General features: G+C 45.3%; 18 protein-coding genes. 2 read left to right on the forward strand and 16 right to left on the reverse strand.

All coding sequences use genetic code 11. The features are described 5' to 3' along the window. Positions 1–5: 5 nt before the first annotated feature. Positions 6–1,646, forward strand: coding sequence for a response regulator (locus EC604_RS06925; protein WP_123063461.1), 1,641 nt, complete (start codon positions 6–8; stop codon positions 1,644–1,646). A 119-nt stretch (positions 1,647–1,765) separates the two neighbouring features. On the opposite strand, the gene EC604_RS06930 is transcribed toward EC604_RS06925, so the two are convergent. The 7 genes from EC604_RS06930 to EC604_RS06960 all read right to left on the reverse strand — a co-directional run bounded on the left by EC604_RS06930 (position 1,766) and on the right by EC604_RS06960 (position 9,054). After that, on the reverse strand, positions 1,766–3,403 hold the full coding sequence (locus EC604_RS06930; protein WP_429350826.1) for an extracellular solute-binding protein: 1,638 nt from the start codon (positions 3,401–3,403) through the stop codon (positions 1,766–1,768). 219 nt (positions 3,404–3,622) lie between these two features. Further along, positions 3,623–4,201, reverse strand: a complete 579-nt coding sequence (locus EC604_RS06935; RefSeq protein ID WP_240036697.1) for a hypothetical protein — start codon at positions 4,199–4,201, stop codon at positions 3,623–3,625. A 174-nt stretch (positions 4,202–4,375) separates the two neighbouring features. Further along, positions 4,376–5,089 carry a beta-glucanase gene (gene bglS, locus EC604_RS06940; protein ID WP_123063463.1) on the reverse strand — a complete coding sequence of 238 codons (714 nt, stop codon included), beginning with the start codon at positions 5,087–5,089 and terminating at the stop codon, positions 4,376–4,378. Between the two features lie 251 nt (positions 5,090–5,340). Beyond that, positions 5,341–6,183 (reverse strand): formylglycine-generating enzyme family protein, encoded by an 843-nt coding sequence (locus EC604_RS06945; protein ID WP_123063464.1) that lies wholly within the window; start codon positions 6,181–6,183, stop codon positions 5,341–5,343. Between the two features lie 94 nt (positions 6,184–6,277). Further along, entirely contained in the window at positions 6,278–6,910 is a 633-nt protein-coding gene (locus tag EC604_RS06950) for a glycoside hydrolase family 11 protein (protein WP_123063465.1), read from the reverse strand. Between the two features lie 37 nt (positions 6,911–6,947). Continuing rightward, positions 6,948–7,715, reverse strand: a complete 768-nt coding sequence (locus EC604_RS06955) for an alpha/beta hydrolase (RefSeq protein ID WP_123063466.1) — start codon at positions 7,713–7,715, stop codon at positions 6,948–6,950. Positions 7,716–7,770: 55 nt separating this feature from the next. Then, positions 7,771–9,054: an SGNH/GDSL hydrolase family protein gene (locus tag EC604_RS06960; protein ID WP_123063467.1), complete on the reverse strand. Its 1,284-nt coding sequence runs from the start codon at positions 9,052–9,054 to the stop codon at positions 7,771–7,773. Positions 9,055–9,345: 291 nt separating this feature from the next. On the opposite strand from EC604_RS06960, the gene EC604_RS06965 reads away from it, so the two are divergent. Next, the gene (locus EC604_RS06965; protein ID WP_123063468.1) at positions 9,346–10,488 is read left to right on the forward strand and encodes a glycosyl hydrolase family 8; all 1,143 of its coding nucleotides are present in this window, start codon (positions 9,346–9,348) and stop codon (positions 10,486–10,488) included. Between the two features lie 126 nt (positions 10,489–10,614). On the opposite strand, the gene EC604_RS06970 is transcribed toward EC604_RS06965, so the two are convergent. The 9 genes from EC604_RS06970 to EC604_RS07005 all read right to left on the reverse strand — a co-directional run bounded on the left by EC604_RS06970 (position 10,615) and on the right by EC604_RS07005 (position 23,481). Continuing rightward, entirely contained in the window at positions 10,615–12,255 is a 1,641-nt protein-coding gene (locus EC604_RS06970; RefSeq protein ID WP_123063469.1) for an ABC transporter substrate-binding protein, read from the reverse strand. Between the two features lie 35 nt (positions 12,256–12,290). Then, on the reverse strand, positions 12,291–13,217 hold the full coding sequence (locus tag EC604_RS06975) for a carbohydrate ABC transporter permease (protein WP_123063470.1): 927 nt from the start codon (positions 13,215–13,217) through the stop codon (positions 12,291–12,293). A gap of 27 nt (positions 13,218–13,244) precedes the next feature. After that, positions 13,245–14,099, reverse strand: a complete 855-nt coding sequence (locus tag EC604_RS06980) for an ABC transporter permease (RefSeq protein ID WP_123063785.1) — start codon at positions 14,097–14,099, stop codon at positions 13,245–13,247. 289 nt (positions 14,100–14,388) lie between these two features. Continuing rightward, the gene (locus tag EC604_RS06985; protein ID WP_123063471.1) at positions 14,389–16,704 is read right to left on the reverse strand and encodes a helix-turn-helix domain-containing protein; all 2,316 of its coding nucleotides are present in this window, start codon (positions 16,702–16,704) and stop codon (positions 14,389–14,391) included. Between the two features lie 319 nt (positions 16,705–17,023). After that, positions 17,024–18,736, reverse strand: a complete 1,713-nt coding sequence (locus EC604_RS06990; RefSeq protein WP_123063472.1) for an RICIN domain-containing protein — start codon at positions 18,734–18,736, stop codon at positions 17,024–17,026. Between the two features lie 91 nt (positions 18,737–18,827). Then, complete coding sequence (locus tag EC604_RS29845) at positions 18,828–18,977, reverse strand: hypothetical protein (RefSeq protein ID WP_161556876.1); 150 nt, start codon at positions 18,975–18,977, stop codon at positions 18,828–18,830. 69 nt (positions 18,978–19,046) lie between these two features. Beyond that, a complete protein-coding gene (locus EC604_RS06995) occupies positions 19,047–19,994 on the reverse strand; it encodes a carbohydrate ABC transporter permease (RefSeq protein WP_123063473.1) in 948 nt (315 codons plus the stop codon). 17 nt (positions 19,995–20,011) lie between these two features. Next, the gene (locus EC604_RS07000; protein WP_123063474.1) at positions 20,012–20,857 is read right to left on the reverse strand and encodes a carbohydrate ABC transporter permease; all 846 of its coding nucleotides are present in this window, start codon (positions 20,855–20,857) and stop codon (positions 20,012–20,014) included. Positions 20,858–20,910: 53 nt separating this feature from the next. Beyond that, complete coding sequence (locus tag EC604_RS07005) at positions 20,911–23,481, reverse strand: DUF5696 domain-containing protein (RefSeq protein ID WP_123063475.1); 2,571 nt, start codon at positions 23,479–23,481, stop codon at positions 20,911–20,913. Position 23,482 lies beyond the last annotated feature (1 nt).

Raw genomic sequence — 23,482 nt, forward strand, 5'->3', positions numbered from 1 at the left:
AGTACATGTTACAAATTTTGTTAGTTGATGATGAACGTTCGGTTGTAGAAACGCTGGCGGAAACCATTCCGTGGGAAAGCTGCGGAATCGGCACTGTACACGAAGCCTTGTCAGGTGCCGTAGCACTGGAAATTATGGAGAATCATGATATTGATATCGTAATCACTGATATTCGCATGCCGGAGATGTCCGGTATTGAGTTAATCACGGCAATTCACGAAAAATGGTCGCATGTGCAGACGATTTTACTCTCGGGCTTTGCTGACTTCGAATACGCCAAACAAGCCATGGCTCAAGAAAGCTTTGATTATTTGCTGAAGCCTGTAAGTGATGAAGATCTGATCGAAACCGTACAGCGGCTTGTTGACCGGATCAAGCAAAAATGGGAAGCGGCGGCCTCCTATCAACGTGCCCTGCATGCATTCCAAGATAACTTGCCTTTATTGCAATCTACGATGCTTCATGAATTGCTGACAGGAAAAACCTATTCTCCCTCCGCACTCGCAGACAAGCTGGAATTACTAGATCTGCCCTATTCGGTTGGCGAGGAACTGGGCATGCTGGTCATTCGGATGGAAGAGCATCTATCCGAGATGGCTGACCATGATCTTTCGCTGATGCAGTATGCCATTAGCAACATTATCAGCGAGGTGACGCAGCACCATTTTCATATGTGGCATACGCGGGATGTTCATGATTATCTGGTTGTGCTGGTTAGTGTCAAAAAAGGCGGCATGCATAGTGTGAGCAAAGAGGAGAAACCTCAAGCGCTACTGGAACACTACGCTGCCCAAATCCAAACAAACGTACAGTTATATTTAAAAGGGGCTATTTCAATCGCTGTGTCTCACTGGGGCAAGTTTCCTAATGAGATTGGAGAGATTTATGAGAGTGCTGTCAGATCCATGCGGAAGCGTATGGGACATGCTCAAGGTTTGTTTATTACGGCTTCAGATGATAAGGATGTACATCCCCTCCCTGCCATCCGCTCTCTGTATAAGCCTCCAACCCTAATCAGTCTTCTGGAAGCCGGTCGCTTTGACGATGTGGAACAGAAGATTGAGGTCATTTTCGAGGAATTGCTCGAATCGGCGCAGCATCATGATATCGCAGAAACAACGATTGAGGTTTATCATGCTTTGGCTGGGGCCTTTGCTTATATCATCCACAAGAACGGAAAACAGATCTCTTCTGTCCTGCCTGCCGAAACGTATAAATACTTCCAGGCTCCAAGCTATGCTACCGCCCAGCAGTTGAAAGACTGGTCGATCCGTACACTTCATTCCATCAGTGAAGACGCAGAACAGGAGTTGAAGGACAATCACAGTACCATCGTTCGCAGCGTCAAAAGCTTTGTGGATCTGCATCTGGCTTCCGATGTCTCCTTACCGGCTATTGCCGAGCATGTCCACCTGCACCCGGTGTATCTATCCAAAGTGTATAAGGCAGAGACTGGAGAAGCGCTGACAGCCTATGTCTATCGGTTACGGATGGAAAAAGCAGCTTACTATTTGCGTTCGTCCAGCGCCAAGGTATTCGAAATTGCGGAGCTTGTGGGTTACAACAACACGGCGTATTTTATACGGGTATTTAAGAAGTTTTACGATCTGACACCGCAGGAATATAGAGAGAATCTGCCGGTGTGAAGCAAAAAGGCCTCGCTGGAATGGTTTCCGGCAAGGCCTTTTCTTTGTACTTTTTCACCTGCTTGAGCAGCTTGGTGTGAATGAAATAACGGACAAGATTTAGTTGCTTTAGCTCGTACTTACTTTCCACTAGTTACAGATTGGTACCACTCATTAACTTCCTTCGTATTTTGATCTCCACCGGAAGATTTCCACTTCTCTACAAACGTATCAAAAGCATCGATCGGAGCTTTACCATAGATGATTTGCGAGAACAGGTCCTTCTCCATTTTGGTTAAGATGTCGTTGTTCATTTGCATTGACATCGTTGGTGCACCAGTGAACATCTGTTTTAAAGCGATATCTTTTTGATCCTGAACAATCTTGGCCGCTTCCACCATTGGTACCGGTACGCCAGACTTAAGTTTTTTCTCGAAAGGTGTTGTTGCTTCCTCACCGTTAGCAAACTTCGCAAGCGTAGTCATGTTCAGACTCGGGATACGTGCACCATCAAACGTTAATGTGTATTTCTCAGGAGCATAACCGCCTGTCACAGCTGCATCCGTTGTTGGTTTGCCGTCTTTCATTGCCCAGTCATAACCTTCAGCGAAGCCGTATTCGAATTCATCACCTGCTTTTGGATTTGCATAGTGATCAAACAGATAGTTTTGATAAGTGAAAAAGACTTCCGGGTTTTTCATATCTTTGTTAATAAGAACTACACCGTTGTCGTTCGCGGTACCGCGTCTGCCTGCCTTGCCATCAGGTCCAGATGGAATCGGGTAAGCTTTGTACTCCGCTTCCGGATTGTTTTTCTTCACATCTTCGAGCGGCCATGACGGCATCCAGTGAGGCCCTACGACAATCCCTGCTTTACCTGCTGTAAACTCTTCTGCTGCTTTGGTTTCATCATATACCCCGGCTTCTTCTGGAATATACCCTTTTTTCATCCAGTCAGCCAGTGTTGCCAAAGCTTGTTTTGCTCCTGGATTTACAGAACCGTACTCCAGTTGGCCTTCTGCGTTCAGATTCCACTGATTTGGCATCGTGCCGTAGGCTCCGAAGACCCACCCAGCATCAGACATCCATGTGCTGAGCCAGTTTTTGAATCCGATGGTCAGACCGTAGGTGTCTTTTTTACCATTGCCATCCGGGTCTTTATTCGTAAACGTTTCCATAATCACTTCAAGATCAGCCAGCGTTTCAGGTGCTTTTAAATTAAACTTCTTCATCCAATCCTCGCGAATCCACATCACCGGATCACTATTGTAGGAGTAATCCAGAATCGGAATACCAATCCGTTTACCATCCTGCATGTACGGATACCATACGGAAGGGTCTTCATTCACGGCAGCTTTCCAGGTATCGCTTGCGTATTTGTCAAACAATTCGCCAGCATCGACGAACTTGCCCGTTTCAATCAACTCACGTGCCAGATTGAAATCGCCGCGATATGAGATGATGTCCGGCATTTCTGCATTGGAAGCCAGCGACAGGCGAAGCTTCGTTTCAAACGCGTTGTTGGTGGATGGTGACACCCATTGATTTTTCAATTCAATACCGAGCTTGTCTTTTGCCCATTTCGTGTGCACGTTATTGTCCTGATCTTCACCAGACTTGAATTTGATTTCGGGTCCCCAAGGACGTAAATAAGTTAGTTTTACGGGTGGATCATACTTCCCGTCCTTCAATTCCAGTGCAGCACTCGGTGTGCTTGGTGCAGCCTCTTTACTTGCTCCACTGTTACATCCGCTCAGAACTGCTGTAAGCGCCAACATTCCTGCCAAAGCCAAACCGCCAATCTTTCTTTTCTTGATTGTTCTCAACTTGTGTGTCCCCCTGTATGTAGTGATGTTGTCTACAGAGTCCATCATAATGAATGAACCATATGGATGCCCATACTAATATTGCAACATTTATTGTATTAATTTAGGATATTAAAAAGTGAATACCGATGTTGCATTATTACAACGTCTTACTTTTGTCTCTCTTACTTATCAGGGGGCAAACACTTCCGGGTAATCACTTCTCCAGGCACCCATGCAGCCAATTAAGCAAAACTTAACACATGTGATCACACTGCTGTCCTCATCCGTTTCATATTCGACTGAAATATTGATGTCAGATTTGCGCCAAGCCAGATAAGGACCGCTGCCGCCAAGCCAGTCACCTTGTTCGTAGATATCCGGTTGACCATATGCTTCAATCCATGCGTCAGGTGTTGCATTCATCGTTATACCTTTGGGCATTTGTCCGGCAAACGGTTTTTTAATTCGATCGTCCGAACCCGGTGCAAGAAAATGAACCGCTCCAATGATCCACACATCCGCAGGGAGATTATCACGTCCGGTTAACGTATTGATTTTGGGGGAGCGATACACATCAATACGCACAGAAGCTTTAACTGACCAGATGATGTCGTCCTGAAAAGGACCGTCTGGCTTCCCTATTTTTTTCACACCGAAAGGTTCCAGCAAGGTTTGTACGTGCTTGGCATCATATGGTTGACCTAACAGTTCGATAAACTGCTCAGGTGATTGGTTGTTATTGGTATCGTTGTTGCTACTCATACTCATGGTTTTCCATCCTCTCCAAGTGGAATCGTTTTTACCCTTTTCCTTCATCATCTTACGTTTCGTTTGTTCTGTAAAGGTTGAAAATAATCATAAAAAACAGAGGAATGCGGAAGTAATCCGCTCCTCTGTTTCATGCAGTTTATTGCGCTAGTCGTACGTGCCCGTGAGCTTCTGTTAATTACTCGTATATTTCACCCAATCATATTCGGCATGCAATGGATTAGCACCATTATAGGAACCGAGCCACCCGTCCACACCCGTTCCATTCCAGATATTCATCATAATTTTACCTGGTGTTTTCGGAATATTGGTTGTAGCTGTATGTTTCAGCACACCGTCGACGTACCACTTGATATGACCTGGCTGCCAATCAAATGCATAGGTGTGGAATCCCTGGGATGCATCGAAACCCAGATTAACGATTTTCTCATGATTGCCAACGCCGTTCGTATAATAATTAAATTGTACTTTCGTTGTGTCTTTGCCCAGGAACTCGATATCAATCTCATCCCATTGTGTGCCATGAGCAGGACCGGTATAGGTGAAGAAAGAGGATACAATCCCTGTATTCTTAGCAGGCTTCATGCTTACTTCGTAAAGACCATACCCGTAAGTATTCGTTGACCGATATTCTCCACAATCAAACTTGTTGTTTGAAGGACTTGTCAGACTCAACCGCAGCTTGCCATCATTCGTAAAATTAGCATTATTTGCCCGCCACGTACAATTGAACATGGAACCGTTGGAATACCCATCCGCCTTCTGCCAGGTACTTGCATTGTGATACGTCAGTGGTTCCCAAAACACCCACCCTGCGAAAGCGCTTACCGAAATAAATAATGAAACCACTCCCGATACGATTAATGTGAACCACGTCTTCCTCTTCATCAATACACCTCCATCTCTGATTCCAACCGGGTAAACGAATGTCTTAAAACTCCCTTTCGCTCTTGGATTATCAGTCAGTTGATCGTTTTAATCATTTTTAAAAGCGCTTACATTGGTTGGTATTTCCATTTTATATCCTTCATAAAGGGTGAACTATAGCAAAGTTTAAAGAAAACATATTCATTTTTTAAGATTTCTCTCCCTTTTTCGGGAGAAATGCACAAAGGCCCATTTTAAATGAACGGGCCTCCTTATTTACTACGTACGACTCGCAATCCCTGATCGGGACCCAGGCCATTCGCATCGAATTTTCCTGGATATGAAATCTCTTCTGTATTTACACTGCTAACCCAGCCGCCTCCCTTGCTGACTCTCCAAGTGTTGTCCGGGGTTTCCGGATGGCTGTGCCAGTCCCAGCACCATTCTCTAACATTACCAGACATATCATAAATGCCTAGTTCATTGGGCTTCTGCTGACCGACTGGCTTCGTTTGATTCCGATTGTTTTCAATGGCAGGCCAGTTCCAGTCTCCTGTTAACGGTTTTTCACCGGCATTCATCCAGTACCACGCCACTTCGTCTGGATTGTTGCTTCCGCTATAAGTAAAATTCTCACTCTTTTGTCCGCCACTTGCGGCATATTCCCATTCTTCTGCCGTTGGCAGACGATATCCATTCGCATCTTCATTGATGGTTACAGTCCATTTGACGTTATCGTTTTCATTCTTATTTTTCGTATCCATCGTTTCTTTATCAATGGTGTAATACGGTTTGAGGTTTTCCTTCATGCTACGTGCATTACAGTATTCGATTGCATCGTACCAGCTCACTCTTTCAACGGGTCGGTCTTCACCTTTAAAACCAGAGGGATTGTCTCCCATAACGTCAGCCCATTGTTTCTGGGTTACTTCATATTTGCCGATATAAAAGTCAGACACTGTGATGTCTTTGCCGCTATAACTGGTTTTACTGCTCTTGAATGCCCCACCCTCTACCAATACAAGATCATCGCTCACGGTTGTACTGCCACCTGTCGAACAAGCACTTAATCCAACAACCGCTGCGATGAGCAGAAATACCATCCACTTTCTCATCTGGAAGTCTCCTTTAAAACGGGAATTGATAGCAAGACAGATCCATAGACCTGCCTTGCTCGAATCTAGGCTTGAAAATAAATGATAATGACGCTTACCAAACAGTCACATTCGAGCTACCGCTACTTTGGTATCCTTCAGTCGCCATCACTTGATAGGACCAGCTATTGCCCAAATACATTCCTTTGCTCGCCCACGCATTTACGTGATTTTGGAATGTAATCTGTGAGTTCACACCAATTGGACGTTTGGATTGTCTAACACTCCAGTATTGCGGGAATGTTGAATACCCATCAATGGATGGCTGATTGTATCTCATCGTTGTATAGATGTCATACGTACCACCATCACTGTTTACCGTACCTTTGTAAGTTCCTGTCGGACGGTATGTGCCCCAGTTATCTACCACATAGTACTCAATAAGTGCATTACGGGTCCAGCCATAGAACGTCAGATAGCCATTGCCGGAAGGTGAAAATACGCCAGCGTTGTAGTTAACTACACGATTAGGTGTTCCGTAAGTCCAACCTTTACCAACGACAAAATTACCTGTGTTTTGCCAAGTTACGCTGTAATTCCCACCAGAACCGTTCACAGCATTAACGTAACCCCCGCCATCTGTCCAGTTCTGCCAGTAATCTGTAGCACCTGTCGTAGCGGCGAATACACCAAAACTCATGGAAGCTGCAAGAACAACAGTTAACAATTTTTTACCGAATTTGAACATAAGGAAAACCCTCCTGATATTTTAGTTTTTTGTTTACTTACTTGAAGAGACGTTGTGAAAAAAGATACAGATCATTCTTCCACACGGGCCAGTCATGACCGCCGCTCTCTTCATACCAAATATGAGGTACGCCTTGCTGCTTCAAATGTTCATGGACATCAACACTAATCTGAATCAGGTTATCCTGATCTCCACAAGATACCCAAAGCAATGACAAAAGTGATGAAGCCCGAGCCGGATCAGGGATAAGCACCTCAGGTTCTTTGGTGTTTGGCGCTGCTGAAAAAGCACCGACCCATGCAAAATGCTCCAGATTACGCAGTCCAATGTTTAATGACTGTCCTCCACCCATGGACAAGCCGGCAATGGCTCTTTTGTCCCTCGTTTGAGCTACCGGGTAACGGGACTCCATATACGGGATAAGATCCTGAATGAGATCGAATTCAAATTGTTCAAATGCCCGAATTTTCTCAGGATCAAAGAGGTCACCTTCTGCAACGTCGTTAGACATTGCGCGTCCATTAGGACAAACAACAATCATTGGCTGGATGAGATGATCGGCATAGAGGTTGTCCAGGATGATTGCCGGAGAGCCATAGGTATGCCACTCCTTCTCATCCCCTCCAATTCCGTGCAGCAGATAGAGTACAGGATAGGTAAGCTCCGAAGAAAAACCCGGCGGCGTATATACCATCGCTTTACGCACGTTGCCAACCGTCTTGGAATCATACTCTATCGTTTCAACTACGCCGCGTGTTATGTTACCACGATACTGGTCAAAACCAGCAGATGCTGAAGCTATCATTAACCTTACTCCCTTCACGGTTAGCATAATCCTCTAGCCTCAAATCAAATTCCCGCTAATCAACGTAACCAAAACCCAAAATCGTGAACTGCTTGTCCTTCTGGCCAGGTGCCATGTCAATCTCGATAACATGTTTCCCCACTTCCTTGTTGCTAAATAGAAGCATGGCATGGCAATGAGTCCAGTTCACTTGGTGCGGGTCCGCCTCTTTGACAAGTTCCCCATCCACTTTTATGTGGGCGGTTCCGAACTTATCACTGTCCGAGTCTTTAAAGATCAGGATGAGCCGGCTGCACCGCAAATGCAGCTCGAAACCTTTGTCGCCTGCTGTTTCGCCAGGAACGTACATCCAGTTATTCGGGAAAAGCGGTGTACCATAATCATGATCGTCCATCTCAGTCATCTGTAGCTCTGTGTCGATGAGACAGAAGCTCCCTGATTCAATCTGGGCAATCTGCTCCCCGTTTTTCCGATCCAACAGTTTGACATTCACATAATCATTTCCAATAATCGGTAAATCCGTTAATTCATCTTCTTTCTGATCGAGATTTGTACGATCTGTAACACGAAACAAATTCCCCAGTGCGTCCGCCATGATTCGATGTCCCACATTAGTGGGATGATAGATATCATGGAAGTACTGCTCTTTAGTTATAACGCCACCTTCGTCTTTCGTCTTCTGAAATTGCTCTACAAGAGCATCCTTCATGCTCACCATAGGCAGATCATAATGAAAGCCCACAGGAGCGAGACGGTCCTGAAGATTCCAATCATTTTTAAATACACTAAAAAGCAGGATGACTGCTGGTTCGTTACCTGAAGCAAGCGCTTTCAACACTAAGCTTTCGTAACAGTTTCCACGCGTCTCATCGTCAGCATCGTTTACCGCAAACTCGATAATGACAATGTCCGGTTGCACGCTGCCATCTCGGAGCACATCCCGCTCATAACGAATGACGCCAAGTTGCGAAGGCGTCCCGCCTACACCCGCCTTGATCAGCTGCACTGCATCGCTGTCCATAGGAGCGAACATTTTTTTGAAGTGTTCATAGGAGTGGTAGGCATAACTTTGGAGATGAATCGGTGCTGCACCAGCGCCATGAGTAATCGATCCCCCAATAAAAGCAATGACAACAGGTTCACCACGTCTAGCTTTTTCGATAGCTCTCTTTAATCTGACGTTGTTCCCTAAATTCAGGAGTGATCTGTCGATCATGTCAAGATAAGTCGGAGAGTTATAATCAAATTCAGCCTCAAATGATGAAACAGTAACTCCTACGGGGTCACGTGGTGCATTGGTTCCTTGATTCTCATCTACATCTCCTGAATCGCCAAGCATGTTACATCCTCACCAACCTTCCAGCGAAAATTTACACTCTGAGTATTGCCATGTGAAGAAACCTGGACTTGATTGATGTCGATATCAGGCGGTTCCTTCTCTCCGAGTGTAGCGCTTACATAATTTAACAACAACCTGATAAACTATAGGACTTGACTAAATATATCATCCGCATCGCTAAATGGAAATAGATGGTATAACACACCTATAATTTTCCATGTAAACGCTTTAATTTGAGTAGTATTACGAATGATATACTTGCATATATAAGCATTTTTGAAGGAGGATCTCATGAATATCACAGGAAAAGGCGCTTATAGGACAGGTACATATGTCAATCTTTTTCACCAATCGGGGTATAGCAAAGAAGAAATCAACGCAAGGCTGGAACAGACCTGGAATGATCTATTTTATGGAGACGAATATACACGAATCTACTATCCCGTTGGCGAAGACAAAGGTTACATGCTGGACACAGGCAACGACGACATTCGTTCCGAAGGTATGTCCTATGGCATGATGATGGCTGTACAGATGGACAAGAAAGAGGAATTTGACCGGCTGTGGAATTACGCAGTCACGTATATGCAGCATACAGAAGGACGTTACAAGGATTATTTTGCGTGGCACTGCAAGCCTGATGGGACTCGTCTGTCTCCAGGGCCTGCTCCTGATGGCGAAGAGTTTTTTGCTATGGCTTTGTTCTTTGCATCCAATCGCTGGGGAGATGGACCCGCTCCTTATGACTATAAATCTCAAGCCCGAAAGATCCTTCATGCCTGTGTGCATAAGGGCGAAGAAGGCAAAGGTGATCCCATGTGGGAGCCAAGCAACAAGTTGATCAAGTTCATTCCCGAGACTCCTTTTAGTGATCCTTCCTATCACCTGCCTCATTTTTACGAGCTGTTTGCTACATATGCGAACAAAGAAGATCAAACTTTTTGGAAAGAAGCTGCCGAAGCAAGCCGCGCTTATCTGCATACAGCCTGTCACCCGGTAACCGGACTTTCTCCGGAATATGCCAATTACGATGGTACCCCTGCTCCGATTCAGCCGCATGGGGATTTCAGGCACTTCTACAGCGATGCCTACCGCGTGGCAGCCAATGTTGCATTAGACTGGGCATGGTTCGGTAAAGACACGTGGCAAGTGGAACAATCGAACCGCATACAGGCCTTTTTCAGTAATATCGACGTAGCGGATTATCGCCGCTACACGATTGAAGGTGAGCCTTTTGACGAACCTGCACTGCACCCTGTAGGTTTGCTGGCAACCAATGCGATGGCTTCACTGGCAGCAGATGGCCCTCATGCAGATGCTTTTGTCAAGCTATTCTGGAACACACCTCTCCGCCAGGGAAAACGTCGTTATTATGATAACTGTCTTTATTTCTTCACGATGCTTGCCTTAAGCGGGAGATACAGGATGTATTAAGATAATATTTTCTAATTTTGCTACACCGACTCTGCCTTTGGTTCTATCAGGATATAGACGCAAAGACGACAAAAAAGACGGGCCCGGTCGCATACCGCGAGCAAGGTCCGTCTTACCATTGTTTTTTTACTTGGATGATACGGATGAAGCATCATAGGCGGACTGCATAATTTCCAGATAACGATTCATATTCAGACCTTCCAGTCCTTTTACATATTCATCCCAGTCTTTATCCAAACTCTTTGCTCCTGTGATGAATTGTAGTGCGTTCTGGTCGATATAATCCTTGATATTAGTTTGCATCATGCTCGTTTCATCCGCAAGGGACGGATCAACCCACAATGCCCAATGCGGGAATACCTCTTTAGGTTCCTTGCCTTCCATCAACAATGTAGCTTCATACAGGCGACGTTCATATCCGTCGTTCGCATAGATGTCTGTTCCCTGTACTTCTGCATCACGATATGCCCGGTGATGATTGTACTGGCTGAGTGCAGACCAGCTGTCGTTGCGAGGCTCTTCCCCGGATGGAAGCGGAATAGCTTTGTAGAGTGGTTGCACCTGATCGTTCAGGGCTACTTCACCTTCCTCCGGTTTACGCCAGCTTGTGCCCTCTTCTCCTAGATAGGAAGCCATAGCTCCTTCTTGGGTGTAGAAGTAATCCAGCATTTTTATTGCTGTGATCTGCGTTTGCTCACTGGCTTTGTTGGTCAATACAAATGTTGCTCCCGGATCAACCGGATAGTTGTACGATGCATATTCAGCATTCGGCCCTTTTAATGGCGGAATTGGATTATAATCATTGCCGTAAGGTGACCCTTCAGCTGTAGTCACGAACAAGGATGGATGCATAGCCGCTCCTGCGCCCAGAAGCTGCGCTTCGGCGTTGTCTCCAATTTTCTTGAAGGCACCGACATTTTGTGTAAAAGCACCCGGATCAATCAGCCCTTCATCGTATAAGGATTTGATGTACGTAAGACCTTCTTTCCACTCCGGTTTATTCGCTACCGTTTCAACTTTGCCCTGATTCAGGATGAGGTAGTTCCGGTCATCGTCATAGATGAAACCATTCATCAGATATGGAATAATGTGTACACCAAAGTTTTCCGTTGAACCACTCAGCGGCACTTCATCTGCCTTGCCGTTTCCGTTCGGGTCTTTCGTTTTAAACGCTTTCAGCATCTCCCGGAACTCTTCTGTCGTTGTTGGTTCTTTGATATTCAGCTGCTCCATCCATTTGGTATTCACCCACATCTTGTTTGGATACGAACAGTGAAAACATTCATTCAGCCCGGTCAGTCCATAGATTTTACCGTCAGGCGCGGTATTCATTGCTTTGTAATACTCATTGCTATCCAGCACCTTCTTGATGTTAGGCGCATGCTGATCAATCAGGTCGTTCAGCGGCAGGATTACGCCCTGTTGCCCAAACTTCAACAAGTCTGTCTGTGAGAAACGATCGACCCAAGGGATAAGCAGGTACAGATCTGGATAATCCCCGGAAGCAAGGGATATCTGTCTTTTTTCAGCTGCTCCGTCAAAAGGAACTGTCGTCCAATTAAACTTGATGTTGAACTTTTCCTCCATCTTCTTAGTGAATTTATTCGTAGCCAGGTTCATATCCGATCCTTGGTGCACAAATACATTCATCGGGACTTTTCCATTCGCATCTACTTCACCACTGCCTTTTTCCGAAGACGAGCAACCTGCAAGTACCAACGTAAGAAGCAACACACAAGCGAGTATCAATGCACTTGTTTTCCTCAATAAAATCCTCTCCCTCATGAAAGTTGTAATTGAACTTATCCTTTAACTGAACCAATCAACATGCCTTGCACGAAATAACGCTGTACAAATGGATAGATGATCAGAACCGGTAAGCTAGCCATGACAATCAAGGAGTACTTCATCAGTTCAGCCATTTGCTGCTGTTTGATCATTTCAGAAGCGTCCATATTTCCTGAGCTGCCGAGAATTAGAATACTTCGTAAAATCAGCTGTAGCGGGTAGAGCGACTGTGATTTCAAATAAATCAGTGCGTCGAAATAGGCATTCCATTGACCAACTGCGTACATCAACGACAGCACAGCCACAATTGGCTTGGCAAGCGGCAGAATTACACTGAAGATAAACCGAATATCGCTGCAGCCATCAATATCAGCCGCCTCTGAAAGTTCATCCGGAATGGAATTTTGAAAGAAAGTACGTGCAATAATGACCTGCCATACCCAGATCGCGTTTGGAATCAGAAGTGCCCAGCGTGTATCAATGAGTCCCAGGGATTTAACAACCAGATACGTTGGAATCAAACCACCAGCAAAGAGCATTGTGAACGTAATGAAAATCATCAGCGTGCTGCGTCCGACAAAAGTCTTTTTGGAAAGTGGGTAGGCGATCATTATCGTTAACGCTACGCTGATAAACGTACCGCAAATTGTATAAAACAATGAGTTTGCGTATCCCATCAGCACTTGTTCATTTCGCATTACGGCCTTGTATCCTTCGAATGACAGATCAACCGGCCAGAGCCATACCTTGCCTGAAGAAACGGCTGACGGACTGCTGAGTGACGAACTTACGATGTAGATCAATGGATACAGCACAGCAACCAGCACGAGTGACAGAATGATGTAGATCGCCGTAATAAACAGACGATCCCCAAGCGATTCTCTAATGACAGGGTTTTTTTTCGCTCGTGAACGACCTGCCTGTGATTGTAAATTAGACATCCTTCAAGTCTCCTCCCCTCCGTGTGGTTACCATAGGCTTGTATTGGACAGCCGTTTTGCGGCTGCATTGACAGTTAACAATAAGATGAGATTAATGACAGAGTTGAACAAACCAACTGCTGTAGCGAAGCTATAGTTCGCATTGAGTAGTCCCATTTTGTACACATACGTTGAGATAATCTCGGAAGCCGATAAGTTTAGAGGATTTTGCAGCAGATATATTTTCTCAAATCCCACCGCCATGATATTTCCGACACTTAGAATCAAAATAATGACGGCTGCCGGCAACAAGCCGGGCAAATCCACGTTAATGATCTTCTGCAGCCGATTGGCTCCATCCACTTTGGCGGCCTCATACAATGAAGGGTCAATGCCGGCAAGCGCAGCCAAATAGATGACTGCTGAATATCCCATACTCTGCCATACATCAGAAAAGACGTAGATCGACCGGAACATATCTGGATTGCCAAGGAAATTCACCGATTCAAAGCCAAGTGCGCCTGCTATGGTATTGACAATACCAAGCCTCGGTGAGAGGAATAACATGATAATCGATACCATAACCACCGTCGATATGAAATAAGGTGCGTAGGTTACCATCTGCACGGTTTTCTTAAACTTCATGTTTTTGATTTCATTCAAAGCCAGTGCCAGCAAGATCGGGATCGGAAACCCGACGATGAGACTGTAAAATGAGATGAGAAGCGTATTTTTGATTAACATCATAAAAGCGGGATTCTGGAAAAGCAGGTCGAAATACTTGGTGCCAGCCCACGGGCTCCCCCATATTCCTTTGATGACGTTATAATCCTTAAATGCGAGGACCGTATTCACCATCGGTACATATTTGAAAACGATAAAGTACACCACCGGAGGCAAAATAAGCAGATATAACTGCCAATGCCTCCTGAAACTTCTGGCTAGCGCATGCTGTAACGTTGATCTCTTGCGCTCCTTCACACTTGACTTGCTTTCACTTGTCATTGTTGTTCTCAGAATCATCCCCCCCAGTCAATAAATCCTATGGTTGAAGTGAGCGTCACCTTGTATTGGTAGCGCTTTCTTTGTGCCCATATCATAAGTTTGACCTGAAAGAATCGTAAAGGTACATCTCGGAAATCAGCGTACATTATACGCATAAATACTATATCGGCAGCGTACATTCACCGCCCTAATTATCCATCTTCCGAAATACACTTGGTGAAATGCCGCGTACACGCTTGAATGCTCTGCGGAAAGAATGCGCACTGTTATATCCCGTAGAAAGTGCAATTTCATCGATGGTTTGATCACTTTCCCGAAGCAGTCCAGACGCTGCATTGATCCTCACCCGCTCCACATAATCGGAAAGATTCTCGCCGGTATGCTCTTTAAATAGTTGGGAGATGAATTTTTCGGATTTCCCCATATGTTCGGAGATTCGGCAGATCGTCAAATTTGCGTCGCCATAATGATTTTCAATGTAACACGTAATTTCTTGTACGGTATCCGCATGTGTGGATGATCTTTTTCGCAGCACTTCTTTGCAGATGTCTTCGGTTAAGCGCTTGAATTTACCCCGTAATGCGGCAATGGAATCGGTAATCTGAATACTGGCGACACCGTTTTTGTATTCTTCTGCAAAGGAATCATCGTGTTTGATTTTAGGCTCATCCAGCTTGAGGTAAGTTCCCTTTAACTCCATAACAAATTGCTGTGCCATCTCATAGGAAAGTTCGCGCTCTTCGAAATTGCGTACAAACAGCTGATCCAAAATACGAAGAGCCTCTTCCATTTCTCCTGCCTTGATCGTATTCAGCAAGCGCTGTTCTGACTCAATGGGATAATAGTACATTTCATTTTCCTTCAATGTATCTTCGAATCGGACGAGCTCATCCACTCCCATATGAATCGCATATTCCATGGCCTGTTTGGCTTCATCAAATGAACGGCCTACGTCATTCCAAACTTCGTACGCAGCTCCGGTACCGATTGTTGTTGATATCCGGTATTCCGTATAAATGAGTTCGGTTAATCTGCTGAGTTCAGACTCACAATGAAGGATCGCTGTATCTAGCGGCATGTCGGTTACGGGACATATAAAAGCAATCTGATCTGTGCCCCAGTCCGTCATCAGCACATCGGCGTTCCATTCTGTCATCGTCTGTCTGATAATCAATTTCGCCACACCAAGCTCCTGAATCGTCTCTTCGCTATCCAGACTCGCATAACCGTTCACCTTGAGCAGACCAGTAATTCCCTGGCTGTTCTCAATGGAGAGTTGTGTCTGAGAAGAAATGGCTTCCAATTCACGAGTAGTATAGAACTCACCTGTAAGCAAACGTTTGATGAATCCGTCTCGCAAGAGAGGAATTTGTTCATTCAGCGCGTTCTCGAGCGATTGATTATTGGCGATCAAATGATGAATATGGCTTGCCAGAAAATCATACTCATTACGCCTTTTACCCGAAGGCTCACTGACTTGTCCTCGGAAGGCAGACAACAGTTTATAGATGGGTGCACTGTTTCGATAGGCCAGGATCAGTCCAAAACCTAAGCCAAGCATCAATGTTGCAAGCGTGAAGACCAATGTCACTTTTTTGATCTGATCCGCATTGGTCATAAGTGCTTTCTCGGGAATACCTGCCATATAACTCCAGCCGTTTCGATCTGAATGAATGGATATGAGCAGTCGCCCATCCTCAATTGGTTGTACCTCATTCGAATCGTCACCGACATTTTGAGCTAAGCGCTGGGCTTCTCTCTCATCAATGCCGCGAGAAAAAATAATTTCGCCGCTCGCATCACTAACCAAAGTCCACCCGCCATATTGATCAACGATATGCTGTGTGAGGCTTGCCATCTCATCTTCATCAATTAATACACCAATGGTAGCCTGTGGTTTATTGAAACTATTCAGTGGCAAGGATTGCAGAAAGGTAATTGCCGGTGCCGTGGTACGCAAGTTGCTGCTTATTTCACGTTTGTAGTTTTGAAGTGGAATAATCTCATTAAAGTGTGGCTTTTTCAAAATATGTTCGCTCCACTGTTCGAAGGTCATACCCTCCATCGCGTTGGCTGCGTAATAATGTTCTGGTCTGTAATAGACCGTATTGGGTGTAATAATGACGTTATAGTTTGGAATGTAAATAAAAAAATGAGATAAGTATTCGTTTGTACTGCTGTACATCGATAAACTTCGCTGCATTTTACCTATGCCATAAACATTGTAGGTATCCAGTGGTTTGGGATCGGCAATCAAACGGTACAGATCCTGATTGATGGCTAGTTGCCTCGTAAACGCTTCGACCTGTAGCAGATTTCGTTCAATGATTTCTTTTCCCAAATTCAGAGACTTCAGACTATTTTCGATTGAGCTGGCCCTCGCCGCTTCAATGGATGCGCGGTAGGAAGCGTATCCGGCGATCTGTGGAATCATTAGAATGATTACATACGAAATCAAAAAACGGCGGAACATCGGTGAAAATTTGGACCATAGGAGTTTCATTGTACTCCCCCCTTTTTCTAATCAAGCGCTTACATTTATCGGTTTATAATCATCATTTCATGATACAACGGGCATTTCTGAACAGTGAAGGTACAACTTCTTCCCTATGGTACATTTACACCTGCAGCTATACAATACTTGATTTCTACAGTGTAATGTGCCGCTTCACGAGACAAAGGCAATGAATAACAACCTTTTCGCTTATCCAATTTGGTTGCAACCATACCTAAATACAATAAAAATAACCTTCTCAAGTCATCAGATGACCTGAAAAGGTTATTTGTTGCCACTAATTTCGTGATGGAAATGCTGAGGTTAGCTAATTACTAACCGCTACAAATTTCCACTGTTGGTTCGTTGCACTCGTGTAGGTGTTCTGTTGCAGTTTGGCTCCATCGGATGTGGAAGCGTTCTCAACTTCAATGGCTTTATTACTGTTTACATTGATGATGCTGTAGTAGCCATTGCCCAGATCGTTCACTTTGAAATGCTGTGCCGTTGTATTCAGATTAGCCATGAGTTGAACGGCTTCACCATTGGTCTGTGTACCGTTGCGAATGTCGATCACTTTGTCAGGTGAATTCACACTTGTCAACGTGTAGTTGCCCCCACCAATGGAAGTCAGCACCCACTTCTGAGGATTACCGCCGAGATCACTCCATTGTTGTAATTGGAGGTTGTTCTGATTTTGTCCACCAGGAACATCGATCACTTTATTGGAATGACGGGCTACAATTTTGTATGTTGCACCGGAGACAAGACCTGTAGACGGATTCGTTGGATTGGTCGGGTTACCGTTGCCGTAATTCTGGGAGCGTTCATTGTACCAGTTGAACAGGAATCGTCCCATCGCACTGCGTGACGCATCTCCATCCCACTTCAGTCCTGCGGTTGGATCAGCGAATGAACTGCGTGCTCCCGGTTCGAGGATAAAACCATTCATATGAGCCGCGATGCTGACATTGCCCGCGGCATTGAAAATGGTTTTGGTGTTCGTTCCGAAACCTTCATTACTACCGTTGAACAGATTCCAATAAGCTGAATCACCTGGTTTGTTTTTGAACCATGTCACTTCTGTGATGTTAATTGGATATTTATCCGCGGCCGCCTTCACATTGGTGTTCCATTGATCTTGCAAAATGTTGAAGTTGTCATACGCTCCGTAACCTGGATACCAGTGAACCGCATAACCGTAGTTGTTCAGAGGGTCAGTCAGCGGATGACTTGCTGTCAGGCTGTAGAACTGATTGTAACCCAGACCCGCAGCCCAGATGACGTTGTCTGCGCCCTGATTACGAATGGTGGAGATCATGGAATTTTGGAAGTTGCGCAGGTCATTCCAATGATCCACGAAATCATTTTCCCCGTTGTATCCACCCCAGTGTCCGTTGGCATACGATTTCACCGGCTCATTAATCAATTCGAAATGAACGTTGTCTGCACTTTTAATCTCTGGACGGGAGGCAAGGTAGCCCCAGATTTGATTGAACTTTTGCAAGTTGGCAGCTGTCGTAGCCTGATCATCCTTCAAGGTGAAGTCGAGTCCCAGAACGACATATACGCCTTTTGTTTTTGCATACTGGATATAAGGAATGATGACGTTCTGCGTCACAGTTTGCACACCGGCAAAGTTGTATGTACCTGCCGCAACATCTCCCATGTCCTGACGATCGATGAACAGACGTACCTGATTCATTTTCCAGCCATGATTGCTGCCATATTTCGGACTGGTATCCGCAAATGTGTCTGTGATGTCTTTCAGGTAAGCCAATGTTGCAGCATGACGATTGTTACCATGAAGGTTGAGGTAATAATTACTGTCCTGATACGTCCAGTATGCGCCGGAAGGTTGATGCCAGCCATTAAGGAGTACAGGTTGATTGTTGCTGTTGACCAAGTTTTTGCCACTCACTTTTAGTTTCCCCATAGGCATACCTACCCAAGCATCCGCTTTGCTGCCGCCCCATGGAGCAATCGTAATCAGTAATGCCAGAACGAGTAAAAGCTTGCAAGACATCATGAATTTTTTCACTGCTATTCCTCCTGTTTGATTAAATTGGCTTACATTATTGCGATAGGAAGCTACCGTCAAACCTGATTTTTAGCAAGATCAAGATTTAACCTTATCCAGACTCGGTCGGCGCGCGCTCCCTTAAACCATTCCATATCCAATGATTACGCTGGTTGTAACACATACAATCAGCTGTAAGCCATACTCTGTAATTCACCTCATCGATGTAAGCTTCTTTGGTATACTTCTTAAAATCGCTCATGAGATCTGCCTCCTTTCGTTCAGGAATGCTTAAACATCTTATTGCTGTCCACCTCTTCGCTCTAAGCGTCTATCCTACGATACCTGTACGCTCTACACTTTCCACGAAATAACGTTGCACAAACAAATAAATGATAATTAACGGGAGGATCGCAAGCAGAATACCTGTATCCTGAATCATGCTCAGATAGAACGGATCGGCCTGAGAGGCTGCACCGTCTGTAACCTGTTGAGCGAGATTGTACGGCAATGACGATAGCTGTGTTGACATGACTTTGCTCGAAGTCAGATACGTTGTTGTATAGAAGCTGTCATTCCATTGCCATACGAAGGAAAACAGCATAACGGTGACCATGGATGGAATGGCATTCGGCAGCATGATACGAGTGAATGTGCGACTGATCCCTGCTCCGTCCACGTATGCCGCTTCCTCTACTTCTTTCGGAATGCCTCTGAAGAATTGGCGGAATATAAAGATATACAAGCCTGCCTTTAGTGAATTTGCGGTAACCGCTGTCAGAATAAACGGCCAGTACGTATTGAGCAGGTTCACCGGTTTCCCGGAAAACAGCGTCATCAGCCCCATTAGATCAAAACTTTTCAGGTTCAGATACACCGGAATAAGAATGGTTGTTGGCGGCACCAGAATCGTCAGAATGACCCCTGCAAACAGCCAGTTACTTCCTTTGAACTTCAGTCTGGCGAATCCATAACCTGCAAGCGCGCATGAGGCTGTAGTCAACAGTGTTGTTGTGGCGGACAACGCAAACGTATTAAACAGCGTTGCCCAGTAATCCATGACACGAATGGCCTGCTTAAAATTGTCGATCGAGAAGTTCTGAGGAATCCATACAACTACTGCCGAATAGAGATCACCCTTGGCCTTGATCGATGTAGATATTTTTTGGAATATCGGAAATAAAATGACAAAGGAAAGTCCGGTGATCAGAACAAATCGGATGATAGACCACAGCCAGCTCTTCCATTGCTCAAGGGATAATAATCGTGATGTTGTCACGCGGAATGCCCTCCTTTCTAATCTTGATAGAAGACTCGTTTTGAGAAAATAATCGATACGATCACTAGAATAATGGCAATGGCTACGAAATACACCCATGCCATCGCGGAGCTTAGACCAAAATCAAATTTCACAAATCCCGTATCACGGATCAGTTTCGTCATTGCATTATTCGCAAAGGAGTCAATTATCGTATAGATCGCGTTAACAAAAATAAGCGGACTGACCATTGGAAACGTGATTTTCCAGAAAGCCTCGTATCCTGTCGCCCCTTCCATCTTGGACGCCTCATAGAGCTGCGGGGAGATGGTCTGAATACCGGCCAGGAAGATCAAAATCTGTACACCAGATTGACTGACGATCTGGTAGATTCGGTCTACAGCCCCGCTTAAATACGTAACAATCCATTCACTCACGCCCGCATTGAGCATCAGACCTTCCAGCTCCAATGTGCCAAAAGAACTTCCGCCGGTGCTGTTCTGGTTCACAGCTTCAATCAAACTTGTGCTTTCGAGTGACATTATGACACCGGATGCCAGAATGACAGGCAAGAAAAAGATCGATCTGGCCACAGCGCGGCCTCTGAATTTCTGATTCAGAATGACTGCAAGGAACAAACTGAAAATGACAATAAGCGGTACATTCACAAGTACATCTGTAATGGACTCAATCAGTGCCCGGTTAAAGCTTGTATTTACCGTAAGTGCCTGAATATAATTGGCGAATCCCGTAAATTGAATAGCAATTCCTTCTGCGTTGGCTTGAATGGTGCTCATGCTGTATCGCAGAGACGCCAGCAACGGAACGAAGAAAAACAATACAAATCCGATCAGCCACGGAAGTACGTAGATGACACCCCACATCGCTTTTTGTTGAGCATACGTACGACTTCCCCATTTGAATTTCAGGAGTGTCTTCAGAGCTGCTCACCACCAGTCACATAGCTTAGGGCTTCTACGGTATGATTCTCCACTTCAACAGGAGAGTCATTGTAATTGACAATCACATATCCTCCGCCTTCATAGGTTGTTCGGAATACACCTTCACTCAGAGATTCATGAGCAATCATTGGACGTCCAGTGAACGACTGATTCACTTGGCTAACTTCGGTGTAGATCTCCGCTGCCAGATCCATCCACTGTTCGTAATTCGCAGCATAGAGGTGGTTGTAATCCGTTTCTTTCACCACATGGTTCGGAGCATTAAACCAGGCAAAATAAGGGCTAGCTCCATATTCAATCAGCTTCAGCACATACTGTCTTGCATCGGTATACGTGGACAGATTGTATGGAGAACCGGTATAAGGAATACTGCCGTGCACGACCAGCTGGAAGAATGGAACTTCTTCGTCCTCCAGTTTGAACCGACTACTGTTCATTGGAGCATCTGTAAGGCCTGTAACATAAGGCAGTGCGTATGCGTTCCCGCCTTCAGCCACGATGGAGCCTGTTTGTTGCTTAATCTGATCAAAAGCTTTTCGAACCGTATCCAGTGCCTGCGTACGATCAAGCAATTTCTTCGGATTCATATCGCTGTTCAACTGCTCAGCCATATCTTTCAGAGAAATGCCTTCTACCTCAAGCGGTTTTATCTCCTTGAGCATATCTGTTGTTACATCGTCAATCCCATTCGGTGAGAGGACATAGGAAGCAGATAAATCTTTTGCTCGTCGCTCCAAAGCGAGATCCATTGGATAGAGGACTGCTGGTTCCTGTGTTAAAGACCGGGAAGCCTCACTCGATGGACTGAATCCTTTCTTCGATTGTACGTTCAGTATCGCTACGTCCGGATAAAACCCGATTCCCGCTTCACTTGTAAACGAACCGAACTCTTTCATTCCTTTTTTCCCCCCGATTACTCCATCCACCTTAATGGAATCCGGCAATCGGTGGTGCAATCCGTCATTGAACCATCCGGCATAACGTACTTGAATGTTCGACACGTTTTTTTCCATCAGCTTCGAAAGAATCTCTTTTCCCTCATCGAAAGTCGTCAGAGCCTCCGTGGAATTATACGGTATGCCGAGCATATGCTGTCTCGTTGTCATTCCTCCAAAAAGCTTGAGATAAAACGGGATCTTAGACTGCTCCTCAGACGATTTTATTTCAGGAAGTCCTCCAGTTTGCACCAGGTACTCCCGGTACAGTGAGGCCAGACCAGAATATGAAGCCTGCTCCGCACCTACAAAAGCGTACCGAACCACGAAGTCAGAGGATGTTGGTTTATTCTGAAACTTCGGCAATGTGCGCACCATGTCGCTGGACTGAAGTGTAATATCACTTTTGTTCACGACATAAAAGCTGGGATATACGTTATTGTAGCTGTTCAGCTTACCACTGATATCCGCATTCACCACCGCCACCGCGTCCCCTTCTTCGATGATGCCCAGGAAAGCGCCTTCGGGACGAATCACGCCAAAAACAGGCAATCTCGCTTTACTTTCATTGGAACTGGCTTCTCGCAGCTTCATCGTTAAATCCGGACCGTAAATATCCTGCTGGTAGGATGGGTACTGCAATTTACCATTGTTAAAGTAGATGAGTGCTCCTGAACCGTCTGGTACGAGAATCGATCCATCCTCCTTGGACCCACCAGCTCCGAAATACTCCAGCACAGACAGGGTGTTAATTGGATACTCTTCTGGAAAATGAATACCGGAAGCTGGCACTCGTACTTTCAGTTGCTCTCCGTCCAGTTCATACTCCATCGTGAGCATGAAAAGACGTGGACCGCTTCGTTCCTGCTCAATGCCATACTCGGCATGATCTTTGGCAAGGTCTTCTTCTGTGTATCCGGCGTCTTCAAAAGCTTTCAGTGCACGGGTCAGTTGCAAACCTTGCATAGCCTTGTCAATCCGATTGTAAACACCTTCATCTTTATCTTCCGCATATCCAACTTTCAAAGCCCGTTCACCGGATTTATCCAGCTTCGCCAGCACGTATTGTTCGAAACGTTCCTTGCTGATCTTCACTGGAAGATCTTCAATGGATCGCTCCGTGTTGCCGAATTGATAGTTCACGCGCACCCCATTTGGCAATGCTTCATAGCTCACTTGTTTATGCCTAACACTGTCCGTGTAGGAATTCACCATACTGCTCTGGCCTGAGCTGTTAAAAAAGCTGAGTCTGGATTGAGAGGACAGAAGGTCCTTGTTAATCCCGGCTGCAATGCCATCCTTCTCGCGTTCTTCCGGATTGCTCCGCCAGATTTGTCCGCTTTTGCTATGGATTACAGCAATTTCGGCAGTCTCCTCGTTGATTAACAGCTGCAAAGCATTGTTTCGGGCGACACCGATCATGCCGGGAATGCGTGTATCACTAAAAGCAGATTTCAGTTTTTCTCCGGGAGGCAGGGAAGGAGTCTCCACTTGACTAACATCTGCTGCCGTCTCGCGAGCCGCCGTTGAGGGCGAGAACTGACAACCGCTTAGAAGTAAACTGCTCACTAGCAGTATTCCGGTTATTTTTTTGGCTGCGGCATATTTCATT

Source organism: Paenibacillus amylolyticus, from assembly GCF_003719335.1.
Classification (GTDB): domain Bacteria; phylum Bacillota; class Bacilli; order Paenibacillales; family Paenibacillaceae; genus Paenibacillus; species Paenibacillus amylolyticus_D.